15 protein-coding genes are annotated in these 20,277 nt (G+C 68.6%); 6 read left to right on the top strand and 9 right to left on the bottom strand.

The window, feature by feature from the left end:
• Nucleotides 1-225: 225 nt before the first annotated feature.
• Complete coding sequence (locus OG326_RS10990; protein WP_327144525.1) at nucleotides 226-2,529, top strand: ATP-binding protein; 2,304 nt, start codon at nucleotides 226-228, stop codon at nucleotides 2,527-2,529.
• Between the two features lie 61 nt (nucleotides 2,530-2,590).
• Here the strand turns inward: OG326_RS10990 and OG326_RS10985 are convergent, their stop codons facing one another.
• The 7 genes from OG326_RS10985 to OG326_RS10955 form a co-directional block, all read right to left on the bottom strand.
• Complete coding sequence (locus OG326_RS10985; RefSeq protein WP_327144524.1) at nucleotides 2,591-3,583, bottom strand: ketopantoate reductase family protein; 993 nt, start codon at nucleotides 3,581-3,583, stop codon at nucleotides 2,591-2,593.
• 16 nt (nucleotides 3,584-3,599) lie between these two features.
• Nucleotides 3,600-4,556, bottom strand: coding sequence for an NADP-dependent oxidoreductase (locus tag OG326_RS10980; protein WP_327144523.1), 957 nt, complete (start codon nucleotides 4,554-4,556; stop codon nucleotides 3,600-3,602).
• A gap of 120 nt (nucleotides 4,557-4,676) precedes the next feature.
• Nucleotides 4,677-5,201, bottom strand: coding sequence for a DinB family protein (locus tag OG326_RS10975; RefSeq protein ID WP_327144522.1), 525 nt, complete (start codon nucleotides 5,199-5,201; stop codon nucleotides 4,677-4,679).
• Between the two features lie 111 nt (nucleotides 5,202-5,312).
• Entirely contained in the window at nucleotides 5,313-6,167 is an 855-nt protein-coding gene (locus OG326_RS10970; protein WP_327144521.1) for an alpha/beta fold hydrolase, read from the bottom strand.
• The gene (gene hsaA, locus OG326_RS10965; protein WP_327144520.1) at nucleotides 6,168-7,328 is read right to left on the bottom strand and encodes a 3-hydroxy-9,10-secoandrosta-1,3,5(10)-triene-9,17-dione monooxygenase oxygenase subunit; all 1,161 of its coding nucleotides are present in this window, start codon (nucleotides 7,326-7,328) and stop codon (nucleotides 6,168-6,170) included. It lies immediately after the preceding gene.
• Between the two features lie 220 nt (nucleotides 7,329-7,548).
• Nucleotides 7,549-9,231, bottom strand: coding sequence for an alpha/beta hydrolase (locus tag OG326_RS10960; protein ID WP_327144519.1), 1,683 nt, complete (start codon nucleotides 9,229-9,231; stop codon nucleotides 7,549-7,551).
• A 428-nt stretch (nucleotides 9,232-9,659) separates the two neighbouring features.
• On the bottom strand, nucleotides 9,660-11,168 hold the full coding sequence (locus tag OG326_RS10955) for an FAD-dependent oxidoreductase (protein WP_327144518.1): 1,509 nt from the start codon (nucleotides 11,166-11,168) through the stop codon (nucleotides 9,660-9,662).
• A 165-nt stretch (nucleotides 11,169-11,333) separates the two neighbouring features.
• On the opposite strand from OG326_RS10955, the gene OG326_RS10950 reads away from it, so the two are divergent.
• The 5 genes from OG326_RS10950 (at nucleotide 11,334) to xylB (ending at nucleotide 18,529) form a co-directional block, all read left to right on the top strand.
• Nucleotides 11,334-13,727 (top strand): PEP-utilizing enzyme, encoded by a 2,394-nt coding sequence (locus tag OG326_RS10950; protein ID WP_327144517.1) that lies wholly within the window; start codon nucleotides 11,334-11,336, stop codon nucleotides 13,725-13,727.
• Between the two features lie 187 nt (nucleotides 13,728-13,914).
• Nucleotides 13,915-14,865 carry a tyrosine-protein phosphatase gene (locus OG326_RS10945; RefSeq protein ID WP_327144516.1) on the top strand — a complete coding sequence of 317 codons (951 nt, stop codon included), beginning with the start codon at nucleotides 13,915-13,917 and terminating at the stop codon, nucleotides 14,863-14,865.
• Between the two features lie 133 nt (nucleotides 14,866-14,998).
• Nucleotides 14,999-16,021 (top strand): glycoside hydrolase family 172 protein, encoded by a 1,023-nt coding sequence (locus tag OG326_RS10940; protein ID WP_442790940.1) that lies wholly within the window; start codon nucleotides 14,999-15,001, stop codon nucleotides 16,019-16,021.
• A 94-nt stretch (nucleotides 16,022-16,115) separates the two neighbouring features.
• Nucleotides 16,116-17,126 carry a zinc-dependent alcohol dehydrogenase family protein gene (locus tag OG326_RS10935; protein WP_327144514.1) on the top strand — a complete coding sequence of 337 codons (1,011 nt, stop codon included), beginning with the start codon at nucleotides 16,116-16,118 and terminating at the stop codon, nucleotides 17,124-17,126.
• 14 nt (nucleotides 17,127-17,140) lie between these two features.
• Nucleotides 17,141-18,529, top strand: coding sequence for a xylulokinase (gene xylB / locus OG326_RS10930; protein ID WP_327144513.1), 1,389 nt, complete (start codon nucleotides 17,141-17,143; stop codon nucleotides 18,527-18,529).
• On the opposite strand, the gene OG326_RS10925 is transcribed toward xylB, so the two are convergent.
• Entirely contained in the window at nucleotides 18,520-18,690 is a 171-nt protein-coding gene (locus OG326_RS10925; protein ID WP_327144512.1) for a hypothetical protein, read from the bottom strand. The two genes, xylB and OG326_RS10925, sit on opposite strands and share 10 nt — an antisense overlap.
• Before the next feature lie 104 nt (nucleotides 18,691-18,794).
• A complete protein-coding gene (locus tag OG326_RS10920) occupies nucleotides 18,795-20,276 on the bottom strand; it encodes an FGGY-family carbohydrate kinase (protein WP_327144511.1) in 1,482 nt (493 codons plus the stop codon).
• Nucleotide 20,277: the final 1 nt, after the last annotated feature.

Raw genomic sequence — 20,277 nt, 5'->3', positions numbered from 1 at the left:
GGCGCGGCGCGGTCTGCTCGACACGAATCGAGCTTAACTACTTATTCGCTCCGCACATGGGTTGTACCGACAATTCGGACACCTGAGCGGGGCACCCCCTGCTCGGCGCCTGCCGAGTTGTAAGCGGGGGCACAGTGCTTGGCAAGCACTTACCAGAACGACGCGAACTGCGTTTATGCCACCGCCGGTGGCAATCAGCGTCACGGATCACATAGGTTGGTGCTCATGGCGCGGCGTGTCAATGGAAACCTCCCGGCGGAGGTCACCAGTTTTGTGGGCCGTCGCGACGAGCTGGCTACCGCGAAACGGCTGCTGCCCACCACTCGGGTTCTCACCCTGCTCGGTCCCGGCGGTATGGGAAAGACCCGATTGTCCCGGCAGATCGGGCAGCTGGTGGCGCGCGCGTTTCCCGACGGAGTCTGGCTGGTCGAGCTCGCCGATCTGCAGGATCCCACTCTGGTCACGCTCAGCGTCGCCGAGGCCTTGAATCTGAGCGATGAGACCACCGCACCGCTCCCCCGGCTGACCGAATTCCTGGCCGATAAGCGGCTGCTGCTGATCCTCGACAATTGCGAGCATCTGATCGAGGCCTGCGCCACGCTGGTCGGCCGGATCATCGCCACCACACCGGATGTGCGGGTACTGGCCACCAGTCGCGAGGTGCTCGGCATTCCGGGCGAACAGGTGATGACGGTGCCGCCGCTGGCCATGCCCGACGATGATGCGCACGGCGACAGCGATGCGCTGCAGCTGTTCATCGAACGCGCCAGCGCCGCCAATCCCGAATTCACCCTCACCGCGGGCAATCGCGCGGTGCTGACCGAGATCTGCCGCCGCCTCGAAGGTATGCCGCTGGCACTGGAATTGGCGGCGCTGCGGCTGCGCATGTTCACCCCCGAACAGATCCTGCACCGGCTCGACGACACCATGGGCCTGCTCAGCGCCGGGCCGCGCACCGCGCCGGAGCGGCAGCAGACCATCGAGGGCGCCATTCGCTGGAGCTACAACCTGTGCACGCCCGCCGAACAGCGGCTGTGGGAACAGCTTTCGGTGTTCTCGGGCGGATTCGATATCGAGGCCGCCGAGGCGGTCTGCGAGCTCGGCTCCGGATCGCTCATCGACGCGCTCACCGGGCTGGTCGACAAATCCGTGGTCATGCAGCGCTATGACGGTGATACCGCACGGTTTTCGATGCTGGAGCCGATTCGCCAGTTCGCCGCGGACCGGCTCCGGGAGCGCGGCGACGCACCGGCGGTGCGCGGCCGCCATCGCACGCACTACCGCGATCTGGCCATGCGCGGGCAGACCGCGTACTGGACGTCGGCGGATGTGGCCTGGTTCCGCGAATTGAGCCGCGAACACGCGAATCTGCGTGCGGCACTGCGCTCCGGGCTCGAGGACGACCCGCTCGAGACCATTGCCACGGTGACCGTGCTGCGGCCGTTCTGGGAGCACAATCGGTTCCTGTCCGAGGGCTATCGCTGGCTCACCGACGCCCTGGCCCGCAATCCGGAGCCGACGGCGGAGCGGGCCAAGGCGCTGTCCTCGGCCGCCTCCCTGGCGGCGCTGCTGGGCGACCGGGAGTCGGCCGCGCGGTTGGTCGTCGAATGCCTGGAATTGGCTGCGTCGCTGGACGATACCGACATCATGGCGGAGGCCGCGCTGGATCGGTCGCTGCTCGCCTTCGCCGACGGCGATCGCGAACGGTCGCTGGAACTGGGGCGCGAATCCATCGATCTGGCGGCCGCGAACGGCCAGCACGCCATCGAAATGGACAGTCACGCTTTCTCGTTCATGTGCGCCATGGTGCTGGAGGCGCCGGGCCGCACCGAGCTGGCGAACCGCTTCCTGGAACTCACCACCGCGAGCGGCTCGCATCTGCTGGGCGGGCTGGCGCTGTGGACGGTCGGCATCGATCACTGGCGGCTGGGCGATCTGGAGGCCTCGGCCGAATTCCACAGTCGCGCTATCGAAGCCCTCGCACTGTTCGATCGCTGCGTCTGGCTGTCCTCGGCCTTCGAGGGCCTGGCGTGGACGATCTCCGCCGGCGGTGACCACCTGCGCGCGGCCACCCTGCTGGGCGCGGCGGAATCACTGCAGCGCAGCACCATTCGACTCGCGCACACCATTACCGTCGCCGTGGGCGACAAGGAACGCCTGAAGGTGCGAGATGCCCTGGGCGAGGAGGGTTTCCGCTCCGCCTTCGGCGCGGGCGCGAATATGCCCCTCAGCGAGGCGATCGACTACGCCCTCGGCCGCACCAGCGCCCCCGCCCCCGAACCGGTCCCCGCCACACCCAAGCGCGTCGTGCACAAGTCCGCCGCCGCAGCCTCGGAAACCAGCGTCCTGACCCGCCGCGAAAAGGATGTCGCCCGCCTCGTCGCCGCCGGCCACAGCAATAAGCGCATAGCCGCCGACCTGGTGATCTCCATTCGCACCGCGGAAACCCACGTCGAACACATCCTCACCAAGCTCGGCTTCACCTCCCGCACCCAGGTGGCCGCCTGGGCTCACGAGCACGCCCTCTGAGTCTCGTCGCACCAATGTCCGCCGTGAGCCTGTGTCGGCTCACACTTTTCGGATGTGCCGATCAACCGAGCATCGCGCGCAGTCGGCTCGGCGGCAGATCACCGGGTCGCCGCCGGGCGAGGGCATGTTCGGTGACCAGTCGCTGCAGCAGATCGTTGACCGGCGTCGCTATGCCGTGCAGCCTTCCGAGCAGGGCGATCTCCCCATTGAGGTAGTCGGTCTCCACCGAGCCGGTTTCCCGGGCCAGGCTCTGCCAGGTCGAGCCGCCGTTCCGCGCCGCACCCTCGATCGACTGCATCCGCATCCGATCACCCTGCACCGCTTGACGTTCGGCTTCGGTGTTGTAGGCGATACCCGCCTTGTTCAGGACCGCCTCACCCTCGGCCCGGCAGGCCTGCCACAGGTCCGCCGCCGGGTCGGTGCTGGTATCGAGCAGGGCCAGCAGGGCATTGCCGAGATTGTTGAGAAGTTTTCCGTACTTCCAGCGCATCACATCGTCGACCACAGGGGCGTCGAAGTTGCTCGCCGCCAGCCGTTTTCCGAATTCGCCTATTACGGAGTCGCTTCCGTGCGGATACCGGCCCAGTGTCAGGATGCCGCTCATCGGAGCGGTGTGCGCCACCACGATCCCCGGCTCCACATGCGTCGCGGGCAACCACACGCACAGCCCGTAGACAGTGCGGAAGACCCGCTGGGCGACCCGCTCGTTCTCGACGCCGTTCTGCGCGCACACCAGCGCAACCCGGTCCGCGGCTGTGCCGCCACCGGCCACCGGCGCCCGGCCCCACTGCGCCACCGCCGCCATCGTGTCCTGCGACTTCACGGCGAGCACCAGCAGATCATCGGCGCGAAGTTCACCGAGTTCGGCAGGATCAGCGATCGCGGGCACCGCCAGTGTTGCTGTCCCGCTGGGGGTCACGAGCCGCAGCCCGTTCTCTCGCAGAGCGGTGAGATGCGCTCCGCGCGCGACGAGCACCACCTCATTGCCGCCCTGAGCCAATCTCCCGCCGATGACGCCACCGACCGCACCCGCACCGATAATGATGAACCGCATAGCAGCGATGCTAGGCCTAGAGGTCGATCACGACCTTGCCGCGGACGTGCCGGGCCGACTGGAGTTCGACTGCCGCGCGGATGTCTTCGATGGGGAAGGCCGCGGCGATCGGGACGTGCAGACGGTCGGAGGCGACCAGGCGCGCGATGTTCTCCAGCGCATCCGGCGCGGCATTGGCTCCATTGGCGGCCGGGACACCGTCGACCACGGTCGCAATTGTGCAGATGCGACGATCCGGAATTCCCAGCTCGCGTGCGACATGCACGGTGTCCGTCCCGTGCAGGTCCAATGCCGCGGTGACGGGCCCTCCCTCGAGGTCGCGGACCCGGGCGGTCAGGCCGTCGCCGTATGCGACCGGTTCGGCGCCGAGGCTGCGCAGATACTCCGCGGTCGACGGCGAGCCGGTGCCGATGACTCGCGCGCCCGTGATGCGGGCCAGCTGGACGGCGAATACGCCGACCCCGCCGCCCGCGCCGCCGATCAGCACCGTGTCCTCGGGACCGAGATCGAGGACGTCGAGAGCGGCGGACGCGGTGCTGCCCGCGATCGAGAGCGTGGCGGCGGTGCGATCATCGACCCGGTCCGGGGTGTGATGGGCGACGCCGGTCGCGATATTCCCGTTCGCGTCGACCACGACGAAGTCTGCGACGGCTCGGGACAGGGCCGACCCGAACACCCGGTCGCCGACCGCATAACCGCTCGCGCCCGCACCGACCTGGTCGACGACCCCCGCGTAATCGGTGCCGAATCCGGCGGGCAGGCTCAGGCCGAACCTCGCCGCGGTCTCGGCGTCCGCGGTCATGAACCAGTCCATGGGGTTCAAGCCGGCCGCGGCGACCCGGACGCGGATCTGCCCGGCGCCCGCCTGGGGTTCGGGCACGTCCTGGACGGTGAGTACCTCAGGGCCGCCAAATGATTCGAGCCGCACCGCCCTGCTCGGGCCGGTTCGGGGTCCGCCGTTGTTCTGCTGCATCCCTGCCGTCTCCTCGTGTTCGTGGAGCCATCCTGAAACGGGCTCATGCCCATGACACAGCAATCAGTCAGCAACTCTATCGCACCCTGCGGGGAGACCAGGGTTCGAACGAGCCGCCGGTCAGTATCCGGTGGCGCCGTCGATGCGTTCGCGGAGCAGGTCGGCGTGGCCGGCGTGGCGGCCGTACTCCTCGATCATGTGGAGATAGATCCAGCGCAGGGACAGGTCGGTGCCGGTGCGGGGATGGGTGACGGTGTGATCCAGGGGCAGCGTGGCAACGGCCTTGTCGCACAGGGTGATTTCGTCGAGGTAGCGGGCGTAGTCCGCCTCGGCCGCGGCGGGCACGGTGTCGTCGAAGTCGCCGTCCTCGTTGGTGCCGAGGGTGCAGTAGAGGTAGTCGAGATCTTCGGCGGCCGCTCGCTTGCGGAACCAGCCGCGCTCGGTCTCGGTCATATGCCGCAGCAGGCCGAGCAGTGACATCGAGGAGGGTTCTACGCTGCGGGTCGCGAGCTGGGTTCCGTTGAGGCCCTGACATTTCCACAGCAGCACATTGCGGCCGCGGTCGAGCAGGGACTGGAGCATGGCTCGCTCGTCACCGACGAGCTGCTGCGGGGTGCGTTCGATCTCGGGCGCTGTCCACGTCATCATCGGAACCTACCTCCGGCGGCGGTGGCGCGAAACCGACTTTGCGCAGACGACTTCGCGCCCGCCCCGCGCCCGGATTCGGGGCGTGGGACGGGCGCGAGAACCGGTGTCCTACAGACCGTTGTTCAGGAAGTCGATCACCGAGCGCTCGAAGGCGTCCTTGCGCTCCACCTGGACCCAGTGGCCGCAGCGGGAGAAGATGCGCAGATCCGAGTTCGGCAGCTGCCGAGCCGGGAAGAGCGAGCCCTCGACGGGGGTGACGCGGTCATCGCGGCCCCACAGCATCAGGACCTCGTGCTGCAGACTCTTGAGCCGCGCCCACAGCGGGAGCGGTTCGGCGAACTTCGGGTTGTAGAAGGTGGCGTAGGCATCGCGCAGGGCGGCCTGGCCGCGGAGATCGGCGGCGGCCTCGAGGCGGGTCGCCACCAGTTCCGGGGTGAGCGTGGCCTCGTTGAACACCATGGCGCGCAGGAAGCCCATGGCGCGTTCGTCGGAGGGGGCCGCGTTGTATTCCATCAGCCGCCGAATGCCTTCGGACGGTTCGGGTCCGAGCACATTCACGCCCACGCCGCCGGGCGCCATGAGCACCACGCGGTCCACCCGGCCCGGATGGTCCAGCGCGAGCATGGCGGCCACGCCGCCGCCCATGGAATTGCCGAGCAGGTGCGCCTTTTCGATGCCGAGCTCATCCAGCAGCCCGATCACCGCGTCGGCGGCGATGCGAAGGTAGTTGCGCTCGTACACCTCCGGGCGTTCGCTCGCGCCGAAGCCGGGCTGATCGAGAATCAGGCAGCGGAAGTGCTCGGCCAGCACCGGCAGATTATTGCCGAAATTGGCCCAGCCCGAGACGCCCGCGCCGGAGCCGTGCAGCAGCACCAGCGGCGCACCGGAGCCCGCCTCGTGATAGCGCAGCTTATGCCCGTCGACGGTGACCCAGCGCTCCGTATTCTCCACGGTGAGAGTCATTTACAGCATCCGATCCGTGACCTCGAGGCCCATGGCGCCCTTGCCGAACATGGCCAGCGCGCGCTCGATGTCATTGATGGCGTGCACACTGCCGGCGTGCGCATCACGCCAGTGCCGCTCGATCGGGTTCGGCTGCTTGATGGAGTGGCCGCCGGAGTTCTTGAACAGCAGATCGATTGCCTCCAGCGCGCGTTCGGTGCCGCGCACCTGATCGCGGCGGGTGCGCAGGCGGACCTCGAACGGGATCTCCTCGCCCGCTTCGGCATAGCGCAGCTGCTCGGAGGTATTGCGCTCCATCTGCAGGATGGCGGCGTCGATCTCGCTGGCGGCGCGGGCGATTCGCACATGCGCGAACGGATCGTCGGAGACCTTCTGGCCGCCGTAGGACAGGCGCACGCGCTCGCGCTGCCGCTCGATATGCGCCTCGTACGCACCTTCGGCCGCGCCGATGATCGGGGCGGTGATGGTGTTGGAGAACACGCTGCCGAACGAAATCTTGTACAGCGGAGCGGTATTCACCTCCTGGCCGGGGCCGATGAGATTGGCCTGATCGGTCGCGGAGTACATGCGGTAGGCCGGGACGAAGGCCTTCTCGATGACGATGTCATTGGAGCCGGTGCCCGCCAGTCCGGAGACGTGCCAGACATCGTCGATGCGGTAGTCGGTGCGCGGCACCAGCACCGTGAAGTAGTCCATGCCCTTGTCGGTGGGCAGCAGCGCGCCGAGGAAGACCCACTGCGCGTGATCACAGCCGGAGGAGAAGCTCCAGCGACCGGACATTTCGAACCCGCCCTCGACGGCGGTCAGCTTGCCGGTCGGCGCGTAGGAGGACGACACCCGGATGTCCGGGTCCTCGCCCCACACATCCTGCTGTGCGCGATCGTCGAACAGCGCCAGCTGCCACGGGTGGGCGCCGAGCACCGAGGTCACCCACGCGGTGGACGGGCAAGCGGTCGCGATGGCGCGCACCACCTGGTAGAAGTCCACCGGGGAGGCCTCCGCGCCGCCGAAACGCTTGGGCTGCAACATGCGGAACACACCGGCTTCGGTCAGCTCGGCAATGCTGGCGTCGGGCACCCGCCGCTGCTGTTCGGCCTGCACCGCCCGTTCCCGGATCGCGGGCAGCAGATCCCGAACCTGATCGAGCACCTTGTTCGTCATGCGGGTGTTTCCTCCTCGTGCAGTGGTTCCTGCACCCGACGCTATGGCGTGCGGCAGTCGGTGGCCGGAAAAGTCCCGGTCAACGGAATCTCATCCCGGTCAGAGGAGAGCTGCCGCCCCACTGCCAGGCAGCGGGGCGGCAGCGGGAGGGCAGCACGAGGGCGCTGGGCCGAGCGGGAGCAGCCGCGCGCACACAGCTCCGTGTGGGCCGCCGATCCCGCTACTTGTGCGCGTATTCCCAGTCGATGTCCTCATCGAGGGCTTGTCGAATGCGTCCGGAGAGGTCGGCATTCCAGTCGGCGGGCTGGGCCACGGCCACCCAGCCGTCGAGGCACAGGGTGCCGTAGCGGTGGCCGTGGCCGGAGGGAACCTTCTGGGCGTGCGCCATATCGGCGCTCACCTGCCAGAAGGTGACGATGGGCCACCAGCGGATGGATTTGGAGACATCGGAGCCGCGCGGTTCCTTCAGCCAGTCGGGCTGGGTGAAGAGCAGATCCGGCGACCACCAGACGATCGGGTCCGAGGCATGCTGGAGGTAGACGACACGGGGCGAAATCCATTGCCGATCAGGGCGATTCAGATTCTCCGCATCAGCCGCGAAGCGGACGATGAGGCCGTCGGCGTAGATGGGCAGGATTTCGGGCGTACCCGGATCGCGGCGGGCGGTGAGCTGACTCCAGAGCCGGTTGGAGTTCGGCGGCCCGACCCACAGCACCCCGTCGACCAGGGTACGAATGTCGTCGAGTCCGGTGAAGGCCGCCTCCGAACCCTGCGAGCCGAGACTCTCCCCGTACACCAGCAATTTCGGCCGATGATCCGGCGGCAGGGTGGCCCAGCGCTCGTGCACCGCGTGCACCAGCAGCCGCCCGGCGTCGGCGGCCTTCTGCTTGTCCGACAGGAACGACAGCACGCTCGGCAGATAGGAATACTGTGTCGCCGCGATGGCGGAATCTCCGCCGTACATGTACTCGATGGCCGCGGCCGTGGTCGAGTCCACCCAGCCCGTGCCGGTCGTGGTCACCACCACGACGACCTGTCGCTCCCAGGCGTGTGTGCGATCGAGTTCGCGCACCACGAGATCGGCGACGTCCTCGGCCGTGGGCGCGGACTCCAGTCCGGCGTAGGCGCGAATCGGTTCGCGCGCAGGCCTTCCCGTCACCTGTGTGATCCGCTCGGCGGTCGGCGCATAGGAGACGAACCAGCGGCCCTCCGACCCGAGCGTCTTCCACGGAGCCAGCGATTCGGGACTGCCGGATCGCTCGGCCAGCGTCGGCTGCACCGCCGCGGCGGAGGTGTGCCCGTTGCGCACGCTGAACGCCGAATTCGCCACGGAGAAGAAGGCTTTCGCGAGCACACCCTGGAACAGCAGCACGGCGAGCACCAGCACCAGGACCACCGCGCCCGGTGCGGCGATGGCCCGTGGAATCCGCCAGTCGATATTGAGCACGCGAATGATCCAGCGCAGCAACCACCGCACCGCGCGGTAGGCCCCGATCACCAGCGCCACCGTCGCCGCCGCCAGCAATTCCGCCCGCAGATAGCTGGAGGTGGTCGTCGGCTTCATTCCCATGAGCACTTCCAGATCGCGCTGCCACCGCGCCGACCGCGCCAGAATCGCGGCCGCCCCGACCGCCGCACCCACCATGATCACCAGCTTGGTGATCTCCCGAGCCCGGTCCGACAGCCGCCAGCGCAGCAGCCACCCGGTCGCCGGCTCCGGCAGCAGCGGCCACACCCACCGCCGCACCACCCACTCCAGCACACACCCCACCCCGTACCCGATCACCGCGCTGATCCCACTCACCAGCCCCTGAAACATCCACTCCCTGGGCACCAGCGACGGCGACACCGACCAGGCGAAAAAGATCGCCCCGACCACCACCCCCACATAATTCGGCCGCACCGCCCGATCAGCAGCCCGCAATGCCTCAGCAACCCGCGCTCCGAAAGACCGCCCACGTGGTGGCTCACCCGTCATATCCCGAGTGTCGCCCGCAGTTAGCCACCACCTCGCCCGCGACACGCACACGCCCCCACCCAGCCGGGCAGCGATTCGAGCGCAGCCCGTGCCTGCTCCGCATCGGCGGGCAGCGCGACCCGGCACCTGACGCTGCTTCTTTCGATGGAAGAGCTGCCACCTGAGCCGCACAGCCTTTGCGAAGGCCGTGACGATCAGAGGCCGGCTGCGCGAGAGGCTCAGTCGCGGCACAGCGCGCGAACACGGCGCGTCGAGCCGGCCGACGCGCCGCTCATCGACCGCACAGTCTTTGTCTCAGCCGCACAGGCTCCATCAGGGCTGTGCGGCTGCGAGACGGGCTGTGTGGTGACCGGTTATTCGGTGCGGGCGGCGGAGGTTCCGGCGCGGCGGCCGAAGAAGGTGCCGTCGCCGAGGGAGGTGCCGGAGATGTAGCCGATGCCGTGGAGGCCGTTGGTGGCGCGGCCGGCGGCGAAGAGGCCGGGGATGCGGGTGTTGTCGAGGGTGAGGACGTGGCCGTCGAGGTCGGTGTGGAGGCCGCCGAGGGTGAAGACGGAGGCGCCGGTGCCGCGGCGGTCGCCCGCTTCGGCGGGTGGGCGGATGCCGGCTTTGACGTCGATGGCGGCCAGGGGAGCGGTCAGGGGACGGAGCCAGCGGGCGGCCTTGTGGAGGTCGAGATCGGCTCCGGCGGTGGCGAATTCGTTGTAGCGGCGGACGGTGCCGGCCAGTGATCCGGTGGGCAGGCCGGTGAGTTGTTCGAGCTCTTCGGCGGTTTCGGCGACGTGGGTGGGCTGGACGCCCCAGCGCTGGGGTTCGGGGACGTCCTCGAAACCCGCCTCGTCGACGACGACCCACAGGGCGGTGTCATCACCCGCCCAGCTGCCGCCCATGTTCTGGCGGTACAGCGCGGCCTGGCCGATGCGGCCGGGATAGGTGTCCTCGTTCATGAAGCGCTGGCCGCGGGCATTCACGACCATGCCGCGCGCGGCCAGACCGGGGATGAGGGATATGCCCACCTGGCCGGAGGACATGTGCCGGACCCCCGCGCCGAGCGCCTGCGCCATGCGGATGCCACTGCCGTCATCAGTGCCCGCACTGACCTTGGTGTGGCCGAGCAGTTCCGGGGCGTGCGCGGCGAGCATGGCGTCATTGTCGACGAATCCGCCGGTGGTGAGCACCACGCCGCGGCGGGCGCGGATGACGATCTCCTTACCGTATTGCCGCGCAACAACTCCCACCACCATGTTGTCGTCCGAGACGATCAGCGTGGTGACGTACATATCGAACAGCGCTGTGGCACCGGCGGATTCGGCCGCACCCGACAGGCATTCCATCAGCAGCTTGCCGCCGAAGTCATTGGCGGTCGGCCGGTGCCCGCGCGGGGCGGGCTTGGCCAGTTCGGTGAAGGGCCAGCTGTTCTCGCCCAGCCACATGAGCCCGTCATCGGTCGGCGGCACCCAGGTCGGCGCGTCCCACAGGGTCGGCTTGAACGGCACACCCCGGTCGACCAGCCAGTGGAAGTGCTCCACGCTGCCCGCGCTGTACTCCTCGATCTTGGCGATATCCGCGCCCGCGCCCATGGCCGCCGTCAGGAAGGCCACCATATCCTCGGGGGTGTCGTCGAACCCGCAGGCCACCTGGACCGGGGTGCCGCCGCCGAGGTAGATCTCGCCGCCGGACATGGCCGACGCGCCGCCGGGTCCGCCCGAACGGTCCAGCACCAGGACCTTGGCCCCGGTGTGAGCGGCCTCGAAGGCGGCCGCCGCACCCGCCGCACCGTAACCGACGATCACCACATCGGTGTCGATGTCGTAGTGGCTCACCTCGCCGGCCGCCCGTGGCGTCACCGAATTCCGCGCTGTCATGCCTGCACGGTGCCCGCTGGCACCGGCGGGGCATAGCGCCCCATCTTGCTCACCGACTCTCCGATCCCGTTGACCGGGACTGTGACCGGTCCCCGGGCAGCGCACTGGGGATGGTGTGTGAACGGCGTCACTGTGGTTGGGGTCGCCTTTCAAGGAGGAGAGTCAATGCGGATTCTGGTCACCGGAGTCACCGAGCCCAGCGGACGTTCCGTGGCGCGCATGCTGCTGGCGGCCGGGCACGAGGTCGTCGGCCTGGACCGGCAACGCAATCGTCTGGTCGATCCGCGCGTTGTGGTCACCGTCGGCGATCTGTCCGATGCGCAGGTCTGCGCCCGGGCCGTCGCGGGCGTGGAGGTCGTGGTGCATCTGGCCGGGCGCGCGATCGCCGCGATCGTCTCGGCAGCTCGTGAAGCCGGTGCGCGACTGGTGGTTCCCGTTGCGGCAGGCACGGATTCGACAACCGAACGCATTGTGGCGAGCAGTGGCGTCGATGCGCTCATCGTGCGCACCGCACTGGTCGCCGGCCGCCGCATCGACAGCGGCAGCTGGCGCACGCTGGAGAATCTGGCCGGCGCGCGCGGCAATGCCGCCCTGCAGGTGCTGCACTACGACGATCTCGAGCGCTTCCTCGTGCTGGCCGCGCTCTCGCAGCGCAGCGGCGCGGTGGGCCTGGCCGCCCCCGGCGAGGTCTCCGGCGACGACATGCGCCGCGCGCTGAAGGACGCGGGCATCAAATACGCTGCGTGGCTGCATCGTTCGTCCCCGAACGGCGCTCAGGTCGACACCGCCGCCGCCCGCGAGGAGTGGGGCTTCCGCTACGGCTGGACCGCCCGCGAAACCGTCGCCGATGTGGTGCGCGGTCTGCACGGCCGCAAGGCCGACGGCTCCGGTCTGCGCACTCGCGGCGGCGCGATCCCGCTGCCCTCGCACGTGGTGCCGCAGAACGCGCCGACCTCCGACGGGTACACGCTGAAAGCGTCTGCGCCCGAAGGACTTCAGGGCGAATTCGACGATCTGCTCGACGATCGCATTCCGGTGTTCACCGCGACCAATACCTCCGAGGCGCTGCCCGGCCCGCTCACTCCGCTGACCATCGATCTGCAGGCGGGTGCGATCCGGCTCGGCAACGAGGCCATGGGCCATATGATTGCCATCGAGGGAATCGCGCTGGAGCACTGGGTCTCCCGCGTCACCGGCGTCATGGGCCATCACATGTACATCAACGCGTCCATCGGCGTGTTCTCCGCGGAGAACATGCCCGGCTGGGACGAGGAGAGCGTGCGCCGCGATGTCTACGGCGCGATCGGCGATGTGGAGCTGCACCCCAAGGGCCGCCCGTCCATGTCGACCGGCTTCGCCGCTCGCCTGGGCACCTTCAAGGCGCTGGGCCGCGTGGGCGCCACCGCCCTGAGCTACCGCAAGACCGCCGAGCTGATCAATGCCGCCTCGCACGCGGAAACCCTGACCCGGGACCAGATCTCCGAGCTCACCGATGAGCAGCTGCACGCCCGCGCACTGCTGTGGCGCGACCGCCTGAACCAGGCGTGGCAGGCCGCCTCCATCGGCGTCATGATGACCGGCGCGGCGACCGCCGCGCACAAGGGCGAGGTGAAGATCAACCTCGAGCGCCTGGAATCGGCCAAGACCATGCTGGCCGTCGAACGGCTGGCGGCCCTGTGCCGCAAGGACTCCGGACTGCAGGCCATTGCCAAGAGCGGTGATGTCGCCGCCGCGCGGGAGAAGTCGCCGGAGTTCGCCAAGGCCCTCGCCGAGGAGCTGAACCGGATCGGCCACCGCGGACCCGGCGAGTGCGAGCTCATCAACGCCACCTTCGGCGATCGCCCCGAACTGCTGGTGACCGCCGCCGGTCGCGCCGCGGAAATGCCTGCGCCGCACCGGGAACCGGTGGCCGAGCCGACCAGCCGCACCGCCAAGATGGCGGTCGGCGCGACCGTCTACCGCGAGCGTGCTCGCGATGCCGTCGTGCGGGTCACCAACGGCCTGCGCATGGCCACCCAGGAGCGCGCGGCCCGCCTGGTCAAGGTCGGCAAGCTCACCGAAATCGAGGATTCGGCCTTCCTGACCCTCGACGAAATCCTGTGGGCGCCTGCCGATCTGCAGGAGCGCGTGGCCCGCCGCCGCGCCGAGCGCACCCGCTACCAGGGCGTCCGCATGCCCGATGTGATCAATGGCGAGTGGGAGCCGGAGGAGATCTCCGGCGCACTGCCGGTCGGCGGCGTCCTGACCGGTCTCGGCGTCAGCCCCGGCGTGGTCGAGGGCACCGTCAAGCGCGTGCTGTCGATCGACGACGATATCGAGCCCGGCGACATCCTGGTCGCCGCGGTCACCGATACCGGCCACACCGCCATGTTCGGTTATGCGGGCGCGGTGGTCACCGATATCGGCGGCGCCGCCTCCCATGCCGCCATTGTGGCGCGCGAGTTCGGCGTCCCCTGCGTGGTGGACACCAAGACCGCCAGCACCGGCCTCGCCGACGGACAGCGGGTCCGGGTCGACGGCGCGGCGGGCACCATAACACTGCTGTCGGACGTCGAATAGCACTGCACCACAACGTACTTCGCGCGACAGGCCCGCTCCGAACCGCGGGTCTTCGTGCGGGACGCGCCCGGCGACCGCTGGGGCGCTTCCCGAAGGTCGCGCGGCCGGGGACATCTCCTCGGCCGCCCGGCTTGAAGCCCGGGCCGGGAACCCACTGTTCGGCTCGTGATTGAAAGGAATACCTGTAGTGACGATTTCGCGCGCAGTACGCGGCACCCTACTGACCGGTGTAACCGCCGCGCTCATCGCCGTACTTCCGGCGGCGGGGATCACCCCCGCGCTCGCCGCCCCGAATATCTCGATCCTGCACCAGGCTCCGATCGGCGCGGACTTCAAGCTCGCAGGTGCACCTAATGCCCGTGATATCGGCGGGGTTACGGCGCAGAACGGGACCATCAAGTCCGGTCTGGTGTACCGCACCGACGCACTCAACAATCTGACCGATGCCGATCAGCAGACGCTGACCGCCGCGGGCGTCACCGAGATCATCGATTTCCGCAGCCCCACCGAGCGGGCCGCCAGCCCGGACAAGGTGCCGGCCTCGATCAAGACCGTGCAGCTGCCGATCTACGATCCGAGCAACGATTTCTACGTGTTCTTCGGCAAGCTCGTGCAGGGCGGCCCGGCCGCGCAGCAGGCGGCGCTGGGCGACGGCAAGGGCGCGCAGTACATGCGCGACTACTACTCTTGGGTTGTCAATGATCCGACCTCGCAGGGTCAGTTCGGCGCGGCGCTCAAGGAGATCGCCAACTCCTCCGGCGCGGTGCTGTACCACTGCACCGCGGGCAAGGATCGCACCGGCATGATGACCGCGTTCCTGATGACCATCCTGGGCACGCCGCAGAGCCAGATCAATGCGAACTACCTGGCGTCCAACGATCGTCTGGCGGCCAGCAACAAGGCCACCCTCGATGCGCTGGTGGCCCGGGGCCTGGTGACCGATCCGTCACTGTTCGGTCCGGTGCTGGGTGTGCAGCAGGACTACCTGGACGCGGCCTTCGCCGCGGCCACGGCGGCCTCCGGCTCGGTGTCGAACTACATCACGCAGAAGCTGGGCATCGATGCCGGCACCTACAAGGCGCTGCAGGACAAGCTGATCAAGACCGGTGGCATCTCCACCGGATCGTTCGGCAGCTAATACCGACCGTCTGAAGTAACGCTCTGAAATGCCGGCGCCCCGTGTGGGAGGACGCCGGCATTTCGCGTTCCGGGACCACCCCGTTGCGGCATGTCGGGGACACGCCGGGCGGCACCGTGCGAAAATTCGCATGGTGCAGGAGATCTGGCATCTCGACGGGCGGCGCACCCGCTCGATCAGTCCGGAGAACCCCACCGGCGCGCCCGGGGCGGGCGGGCGGGCCATCGCCGGGACCGGGGCGTTCGCGGCCGCGGGACTCGGCCGCGGCTGGAAGGTGTCGCCGTCGATCGATCTGGAACCCGGGCAGACGATCACCCTCGCCGATATCGCCGGCCCCGGGGTGATCCGGCATTTCTGGCTCACCACCGATCGCAGTCTGCTGCAGCACTTCACCCTGCAGATGTACTGGGACGGCGCGCCCGAACCCGCCGTCGCGGTGCCCCTGGGCGACTTCTTCTGCAATGGCTGGGACCAACTGGCGCTGGTCAATTCACAGATGGTGGTGGTCGCGCCGGCGGGCGGGCTGAACAGCTACTGGCCCATGCCGTTCGGTACGCATGCGCTCATCACCCTGCACAATGGCGCCGAGCGCGCCGCGCCGGTCTACTACCAGATCACCTATACCGAAGAGGATGTGCCGGAAACATCCGGATATCTGCATGCCTGCTGGCGCTGCAGTGATCCGCTCGGCTCCCCCGCCGTCCATCCACTCGTCGAAGTAACCGGCGGGCCGGGCCGCTATGTGGGCACCTATTTGGCGATCGAACCGCGGGCCCTCGGCTGGTGGGGTGAGGGTGAGCTCAAGTTCTATCTGGACGATGACACCGAATTCCCGACCATCTGCGGCACCGGGACCGAGGACTATTTCGGCGGCGCCTGGAATTTCGATCTGGGCGGTATGCAACTGCCGTACTCGACGCCTTATCTGGGGCTGGTGCAGGTGCAGCCGCGCGAGCGGATCTACGAACCGCAGCAGCGATTCGGCATGTACCGCTGGCACATTCCGGATCCGATCTGTTTCGACCACAGTCTGAGCGCCACCATCCAGGCGCTCGGCTGGCGCGAGGACGGGCACTATCTTCCGCTCGAACACGCGCATGTCGCGACTACCGCGTTTTGGTATCAATCACACCCGGCGAGCACCCCGCTCCCCTAATGCACTCCGCGAACAGGACCGGGGAACATCACCGTTGTGATTTCTATTGGGTAAAACGCACTTGGTGAACCACGTTCGGGTGCATGGTATTTGTATGCGAGCGCTGGTTGTCGAGAAGCCTGGACAGTTCTCGGTCGATACGGTGCCGGATCCCACGCCGGGGGCGGGGGAAGCGGTGGTGCGGGTCGACGCGGTCGGAATTTGTGGCACGGATATACATATTGTCGAGGGTGAATTCCCGCCCACGCCCTATCCGATCATCCCGGGTCACGAATTCGCCGGGGAGATCGTGGCTCTCGGCGCCGATGCCGCCGGGGTCCGGGTGGGTGATCGGGTGGCCGTCGATCCCTCGCTGTTCTGCGGCCGCTGTCATTACTGCGCGATCGGGCGCGGGAATCTGTGTGAGAACTGGGGCGCCATCGGCGATACCGTCGACGGGGCCATGGCCGAGTTCGTGAAAGTCCCGGCCGCCAACTGTTATCGGCTCCCCGGGCATCTCTCGGCCGTGCACGGCGCTCTGGTGGAACCGCTCTCGTGCGCCGTGCACGGATTCGATGTGCTGCCGCGGCAACTCGGGGCGCACTATCTGATCTACGGTGCGGGCACCATGGGGCTGCTCATGCTGCAATTGGCCAGTGCGGCCGGTGCGGCCTCGGTATCGGTGGTGGACACCAATCCCGATCGGCTGGCGGTCGCGCGCATGCTCGGCGCGGACGCGGCCACCGTCGCCGCCGACGATATGGACCGGCCCGAGGGCTGGGAGATCGTCATCGATTGCAGCGGAACGATTCCGGCCATCGAGGACGGGCTGTCGCGGGTTCGGCGCGGCGGCACCTATCAGCAATTCGGCGTCGCGCCGGCGGAGGCGCGCGCGGCCATCTCACCCTTCCGCATCTACAACGACGAGATCACCATTGTCGGTTCGATGGCGGTCCTGCACAGTTTCGGGCGAGCCGTGGATCTGATGGGCGAAGGCGTCATCGATGCCGACACCATGATCACCCACGATTTCGCGCTCGGTGAATTCGGTGATGCCCTGCGCACTTTCCGCGCGGGCACCGGCCGCAAAATCCAGCTGCGGCCCGGACGGGTCACGGCACGCTAGAGACGGGCAGGCCAATGACGGTCGTTGCCGGAGTGGATTCTTCGACTCAATCCTGCAAGCTGGTGGTGTGCGACGCCGATACCGGAACGGTCCTGCGGCAGCGCCAGATACCGCATCCGGACGGCACGGAGGTCGCGCCGTCGATCTGGTGGGATGCGCTGAGACAGGCCTGCGATCGAATGATGCGGGATGTCGAGGCCATTGCCGTCGCGGGCCAGCAGCACGGGCTGGTGGCGCTGGACGCCGCCGGTCAGCCGGTGCGAGACGCGCTGATGTGGAACGACACTCGCTCGGCGGAGGCGGCGACCCAGTTGGTCGCCGAACTCGGCGGCCCGCAGGCGTGGGCCGATGCGGTCGGCAGTGTGCCGCTCGCGGCGCATACCGTCGCCAAACTGCGCTGGTTCGCCGATCACGAACCGCAGCTCGCCGACCGCACCGTGCGGGTGCTGCTGCCGCACGACTACCTCACCTGGCAACTGCGCGGCGGTGATCCGCACGACGAGACCACCACCGACCGCGGTGATGCCTCGGGCACCGGATACTGGTCGCCCGCCTCCGGGCACTATCGCACCGATCTGCTGTCGCTGGCCTTCCGCGGCCGCACCCCGGCGCTGCCGCGGGTGCTGAATCCGGCGGAGGTGGCGGGGCGCACGCCGGGCGGGCGGCTGGTGGCGGCCGGAACCGGTGACAATGCCGCGGCCGCACTCGGTTTGGGCATCGGGGACGGTGATGTGGTGGTGTCGCTGGGCACCAGCGGGACGGTCTTCACCCGCTCGGGGCGTCCCAGTGCCGACGCCTCCGGGGCGGTCAATGGTTTCGCCGATGCCACGGGGGCGTTCCTGCCCCTGGTGTGCACGCTGAACGCCTCACGCGTGCTCGATGCCACCGCGACCCTGCTCGGCACGGATCTGTCCGGGCTGGAGGTGCTGGCCGCGCAATCACCGCCGGGCGCCGACGGATTGACGCTGCTGCCCTATCTCGCCGGGGAGCGCACGCCGAATCTGCCGCATGCCACCGGAAGTCTGCACGGCCTGCGCCCGGAGACCATGCGCCCGCATCATCTGGCGCGGGCGGCGATCGAGGGCATGCTCTGCAATATCGCCGAGGCGTTCGACCGCCTGCCGACCACGCCGAGCCGGATTCTGCTCATCGGCGGGGCGGCGCGGTCACGGCTCATCGCGCATGCGGCGGCGACCATCTTCGGACAGACTGTCTCGGTGCCGAATCCGAGCGAGTACGTGGCGCTCGGGGCGGCCCGGCAGGCCGCGTGGGCGCTGCGGGGCGGGACGAGACCGCCGCGCTGGCCGACATTGGCGCCGACGGAATTCCATCCCGTCGCGCCCGGAGTCGGCGTGGCGATTCGCGAGCGCTACGCCCGCATTCGTGACGGCTACTACCCGTAGACGACCGTATCGTCGGACAGGAAGCCCTCCCAGGCGCGATGACGCTCCAGATAGGTGCGCAGCGCATCCCGGGTGATCTCCTGCTTCGACCGCCCCTCCAGTACCGCCTGCGCGCACAGCGCAGCCTCTTCGTGCTCGCTGAGCCGCAACGTCCATGCCACGCGAAAGTAATACCACCTGAAGTCCGGATTGTCCCGGGTTCCGCGATTGCCGGGCAACCGGCACATACCCGCCGGTAGGGCTGGCGGCACCCCTCCTCCCCCCGTCAGTCGCGGGAGGCGGCGCGGTGCTGTTCTGCTGCCAGGAAGTGGGCTGTGGTGCGGGTGGATTCGTAGAGGGAGCGGTAGTGGCGGTAGTAGGGGGTGTAGTGGACGGTGCGGGACGGGTTGGGGTCGATAGTGGTGGTGAGCGGGTTCCAGGTGGAGGTGTCCAGGCCGATGGCTTCGGCGGCGAGAAGGGCGTCGCCGAGGGCCGCGCCGATGGTGTCGGCGGGCAGTTGCTGTGGGAGGCCGGTGATATCGGAGACGATCTGGGTCCACAGGCCGCCCTTGGTGCCCCCGCCGACCGCGATGAGGCGACGCGCCTCACCGCCCGCGGCGGCCATGACTTCGAGATTGTGACGGACGCCGTAGCCGATGCCCTCCAGAACCGCACGGTAGATATCGGCGCGCTGGTGGGTGAGGGTCAATCCGGCGATCACGCCGCGGGCGTCGGCGTCGAAGAGGGGCGTGCGCTCCCCCGCGAAGTAGGGCAGCACCAGCAGGCCGCGGCTGCCGGGCGGAACGTCGGCGGCCTCGTCGAGCAGATCGCCGAAATCGCTGCCGGTCAGTGCGCGCAGCCAATCGGTGATCGCGCCCGAGGTCGCCATGCCCGCGGCGGATGTGTATGTGCCGGGCCAGGTTCCGCAGGTGGTCCAGAGGCCGGAGTGCGGATGCGGATGCGTGAGCACCTGGGTGAGGAACAGGGTGGTGCCGTACATGATCATGACGTCGCCCGGTTCCCGGACGCCGACACCGGCGGCCTCGGCCCAGGCGTCGATGGTGCCGGTGGTGACGGGCAGACCCACCGGAAGGCCGGTCGCCGCAGCGGCTTCCGGCGTCACGTGACCGACTATCTCTGTGGGCCAGGCCAATTCGGGCAGCGGCAGGCCGGGCGCCACCGAACCGGCCCAATCGGTCGCCCAGGTCTGGGCCATGAGGTCGTACATGGGCACGCACTGACTGGCGGACTGATGATCGAGCACATAGCGGCCGGTGAGGCGATGGACCAGAAAGGAGCTGGCCATCAACAGCATTCGGGTCTCTTTCCAGACCTGCGGCTCGTGCCGGGCCAGCCAGCGTAGTTTCGGGCCGACCGCCTGACTGGTGAGCGGGGAACCCGAGCGCTCCAGCACGGTGTCCGCGCCCAATTCGGCGGTCAGTTCCTCGATTTCGATCCCGGCGCGGGTATCGACGCCGTACAGGATGGCGGGCCGCAGCGGCCGGCCGTCGGCGTCGGCGGGCAGCAGGCACGGCCCGATCCCGCTCACCGCGAGCGCCTCGAGGGGCGCGCCGTCCGCGGCAGCCACCAGCTCCCGGGCGATGCCGACGAAATCCGCCCACCACACCTTCTCCGCATCGTGCTCCACCCAGCCGGGGCGCGGAGTCGAGACCCGGTGCGGCCGTTCTGCTCTCATATCCACCATGCCGTGGTGATCGACGAGCACACCCTTGGATCCGGAGGTTCCGATATCGATGCCGAGCAGCATG

Origin of the sequence: Nocardia sp. NBC_01327, assembly GCF_035958815.1 — a bacterium.
Taxonomy (GTDB): domain Bacteria; phylum Actinomycetota; class Actinomycetes; order Mycobacteriales; family Mycobacteriaceae; genus Nocardia.
This window is presented reverse-complemented; position numbering and strand designations above follow the sequence as displayed.

Bases quoted from the DNA above. Each gene is read 5' to 3' on its own strand.
- OG326_RS10990 (WP_327144525.1), top strand. From the start codon at position 226: ATGGCGCGGCGTGTCAATGGAAACCTCCCGGCGGAGGTCACCAGTTTT.
- OG326_RS10985 (WP_327144524.1), bottom strand. From the start codon at position 3,583: ATGCGGTTCATCATTATCGGTGCGGGTGCGGTCGGTGGCGTCATCGGC.
- OG326_RS10980 (WP_327144523.1), bottom strand. From the start codon at position 4,556: ATGCAGCAGAACAACGGCGGACCCCGAACCGGCCCGAGCAGGGCGGTG.
- OG326_RS10975 (WP_327144522.1), bottom strand. From the start codon at position 5,201: ATGACGTGGACAGCGCCCGAGATCGAACGCACCCCGCAGCAGCTCGTC.
- OG326_RS10970 (WP_327144521.1), bottom strand. From the start codon at position 6,167: ATGACTCTCACCGTGGAGAATACGGAGCGCTGGGTCACCGTCGACGGG.
- hsaA (WP_327144520.1), bottom strand. From the start codon at position 7,328: ATGACGAACAAGGTGCTCGATCAGGTTCGGGATCTGCTGCCCGCGATC.
- OG326_RS10955 (WP_327144518.1), bottom strand. From the start codon at position 11,168: ATGACAGCGCGGAATTCGGTGACGCCACGGGCGGCCGGCGAGGTGAGC.
- OG326_RS10950 (WP_327144517.1), top strand. From the start codon at position 11,334: ATGCGGATTCTGGTCACCGGAGTCACCGAGCCCAGCGGACGTTCCGTG.
- OG326_RS10935 (WP_327144514.1), top strand. From the start codon at position 16,116: ATGCGAGCGCTGGTTGTCGAGAAGCCTGGACAGTTCTCGGTCGATACG.
- xylB (WP_327144513.1), top strand. From the start codon at position 17,141: ATGACGGTCGTTGCCGGAGTGGATTCTTCGACTCAATCCTGCAAGCTG.
- OG326_RS10920 (WP_327144511.1), bottom strand. From the start codon at position 20,276: ATGCTGCTCGGCATCGATATCGGAACCTCCGGATCCAAGGGTGTGCTC.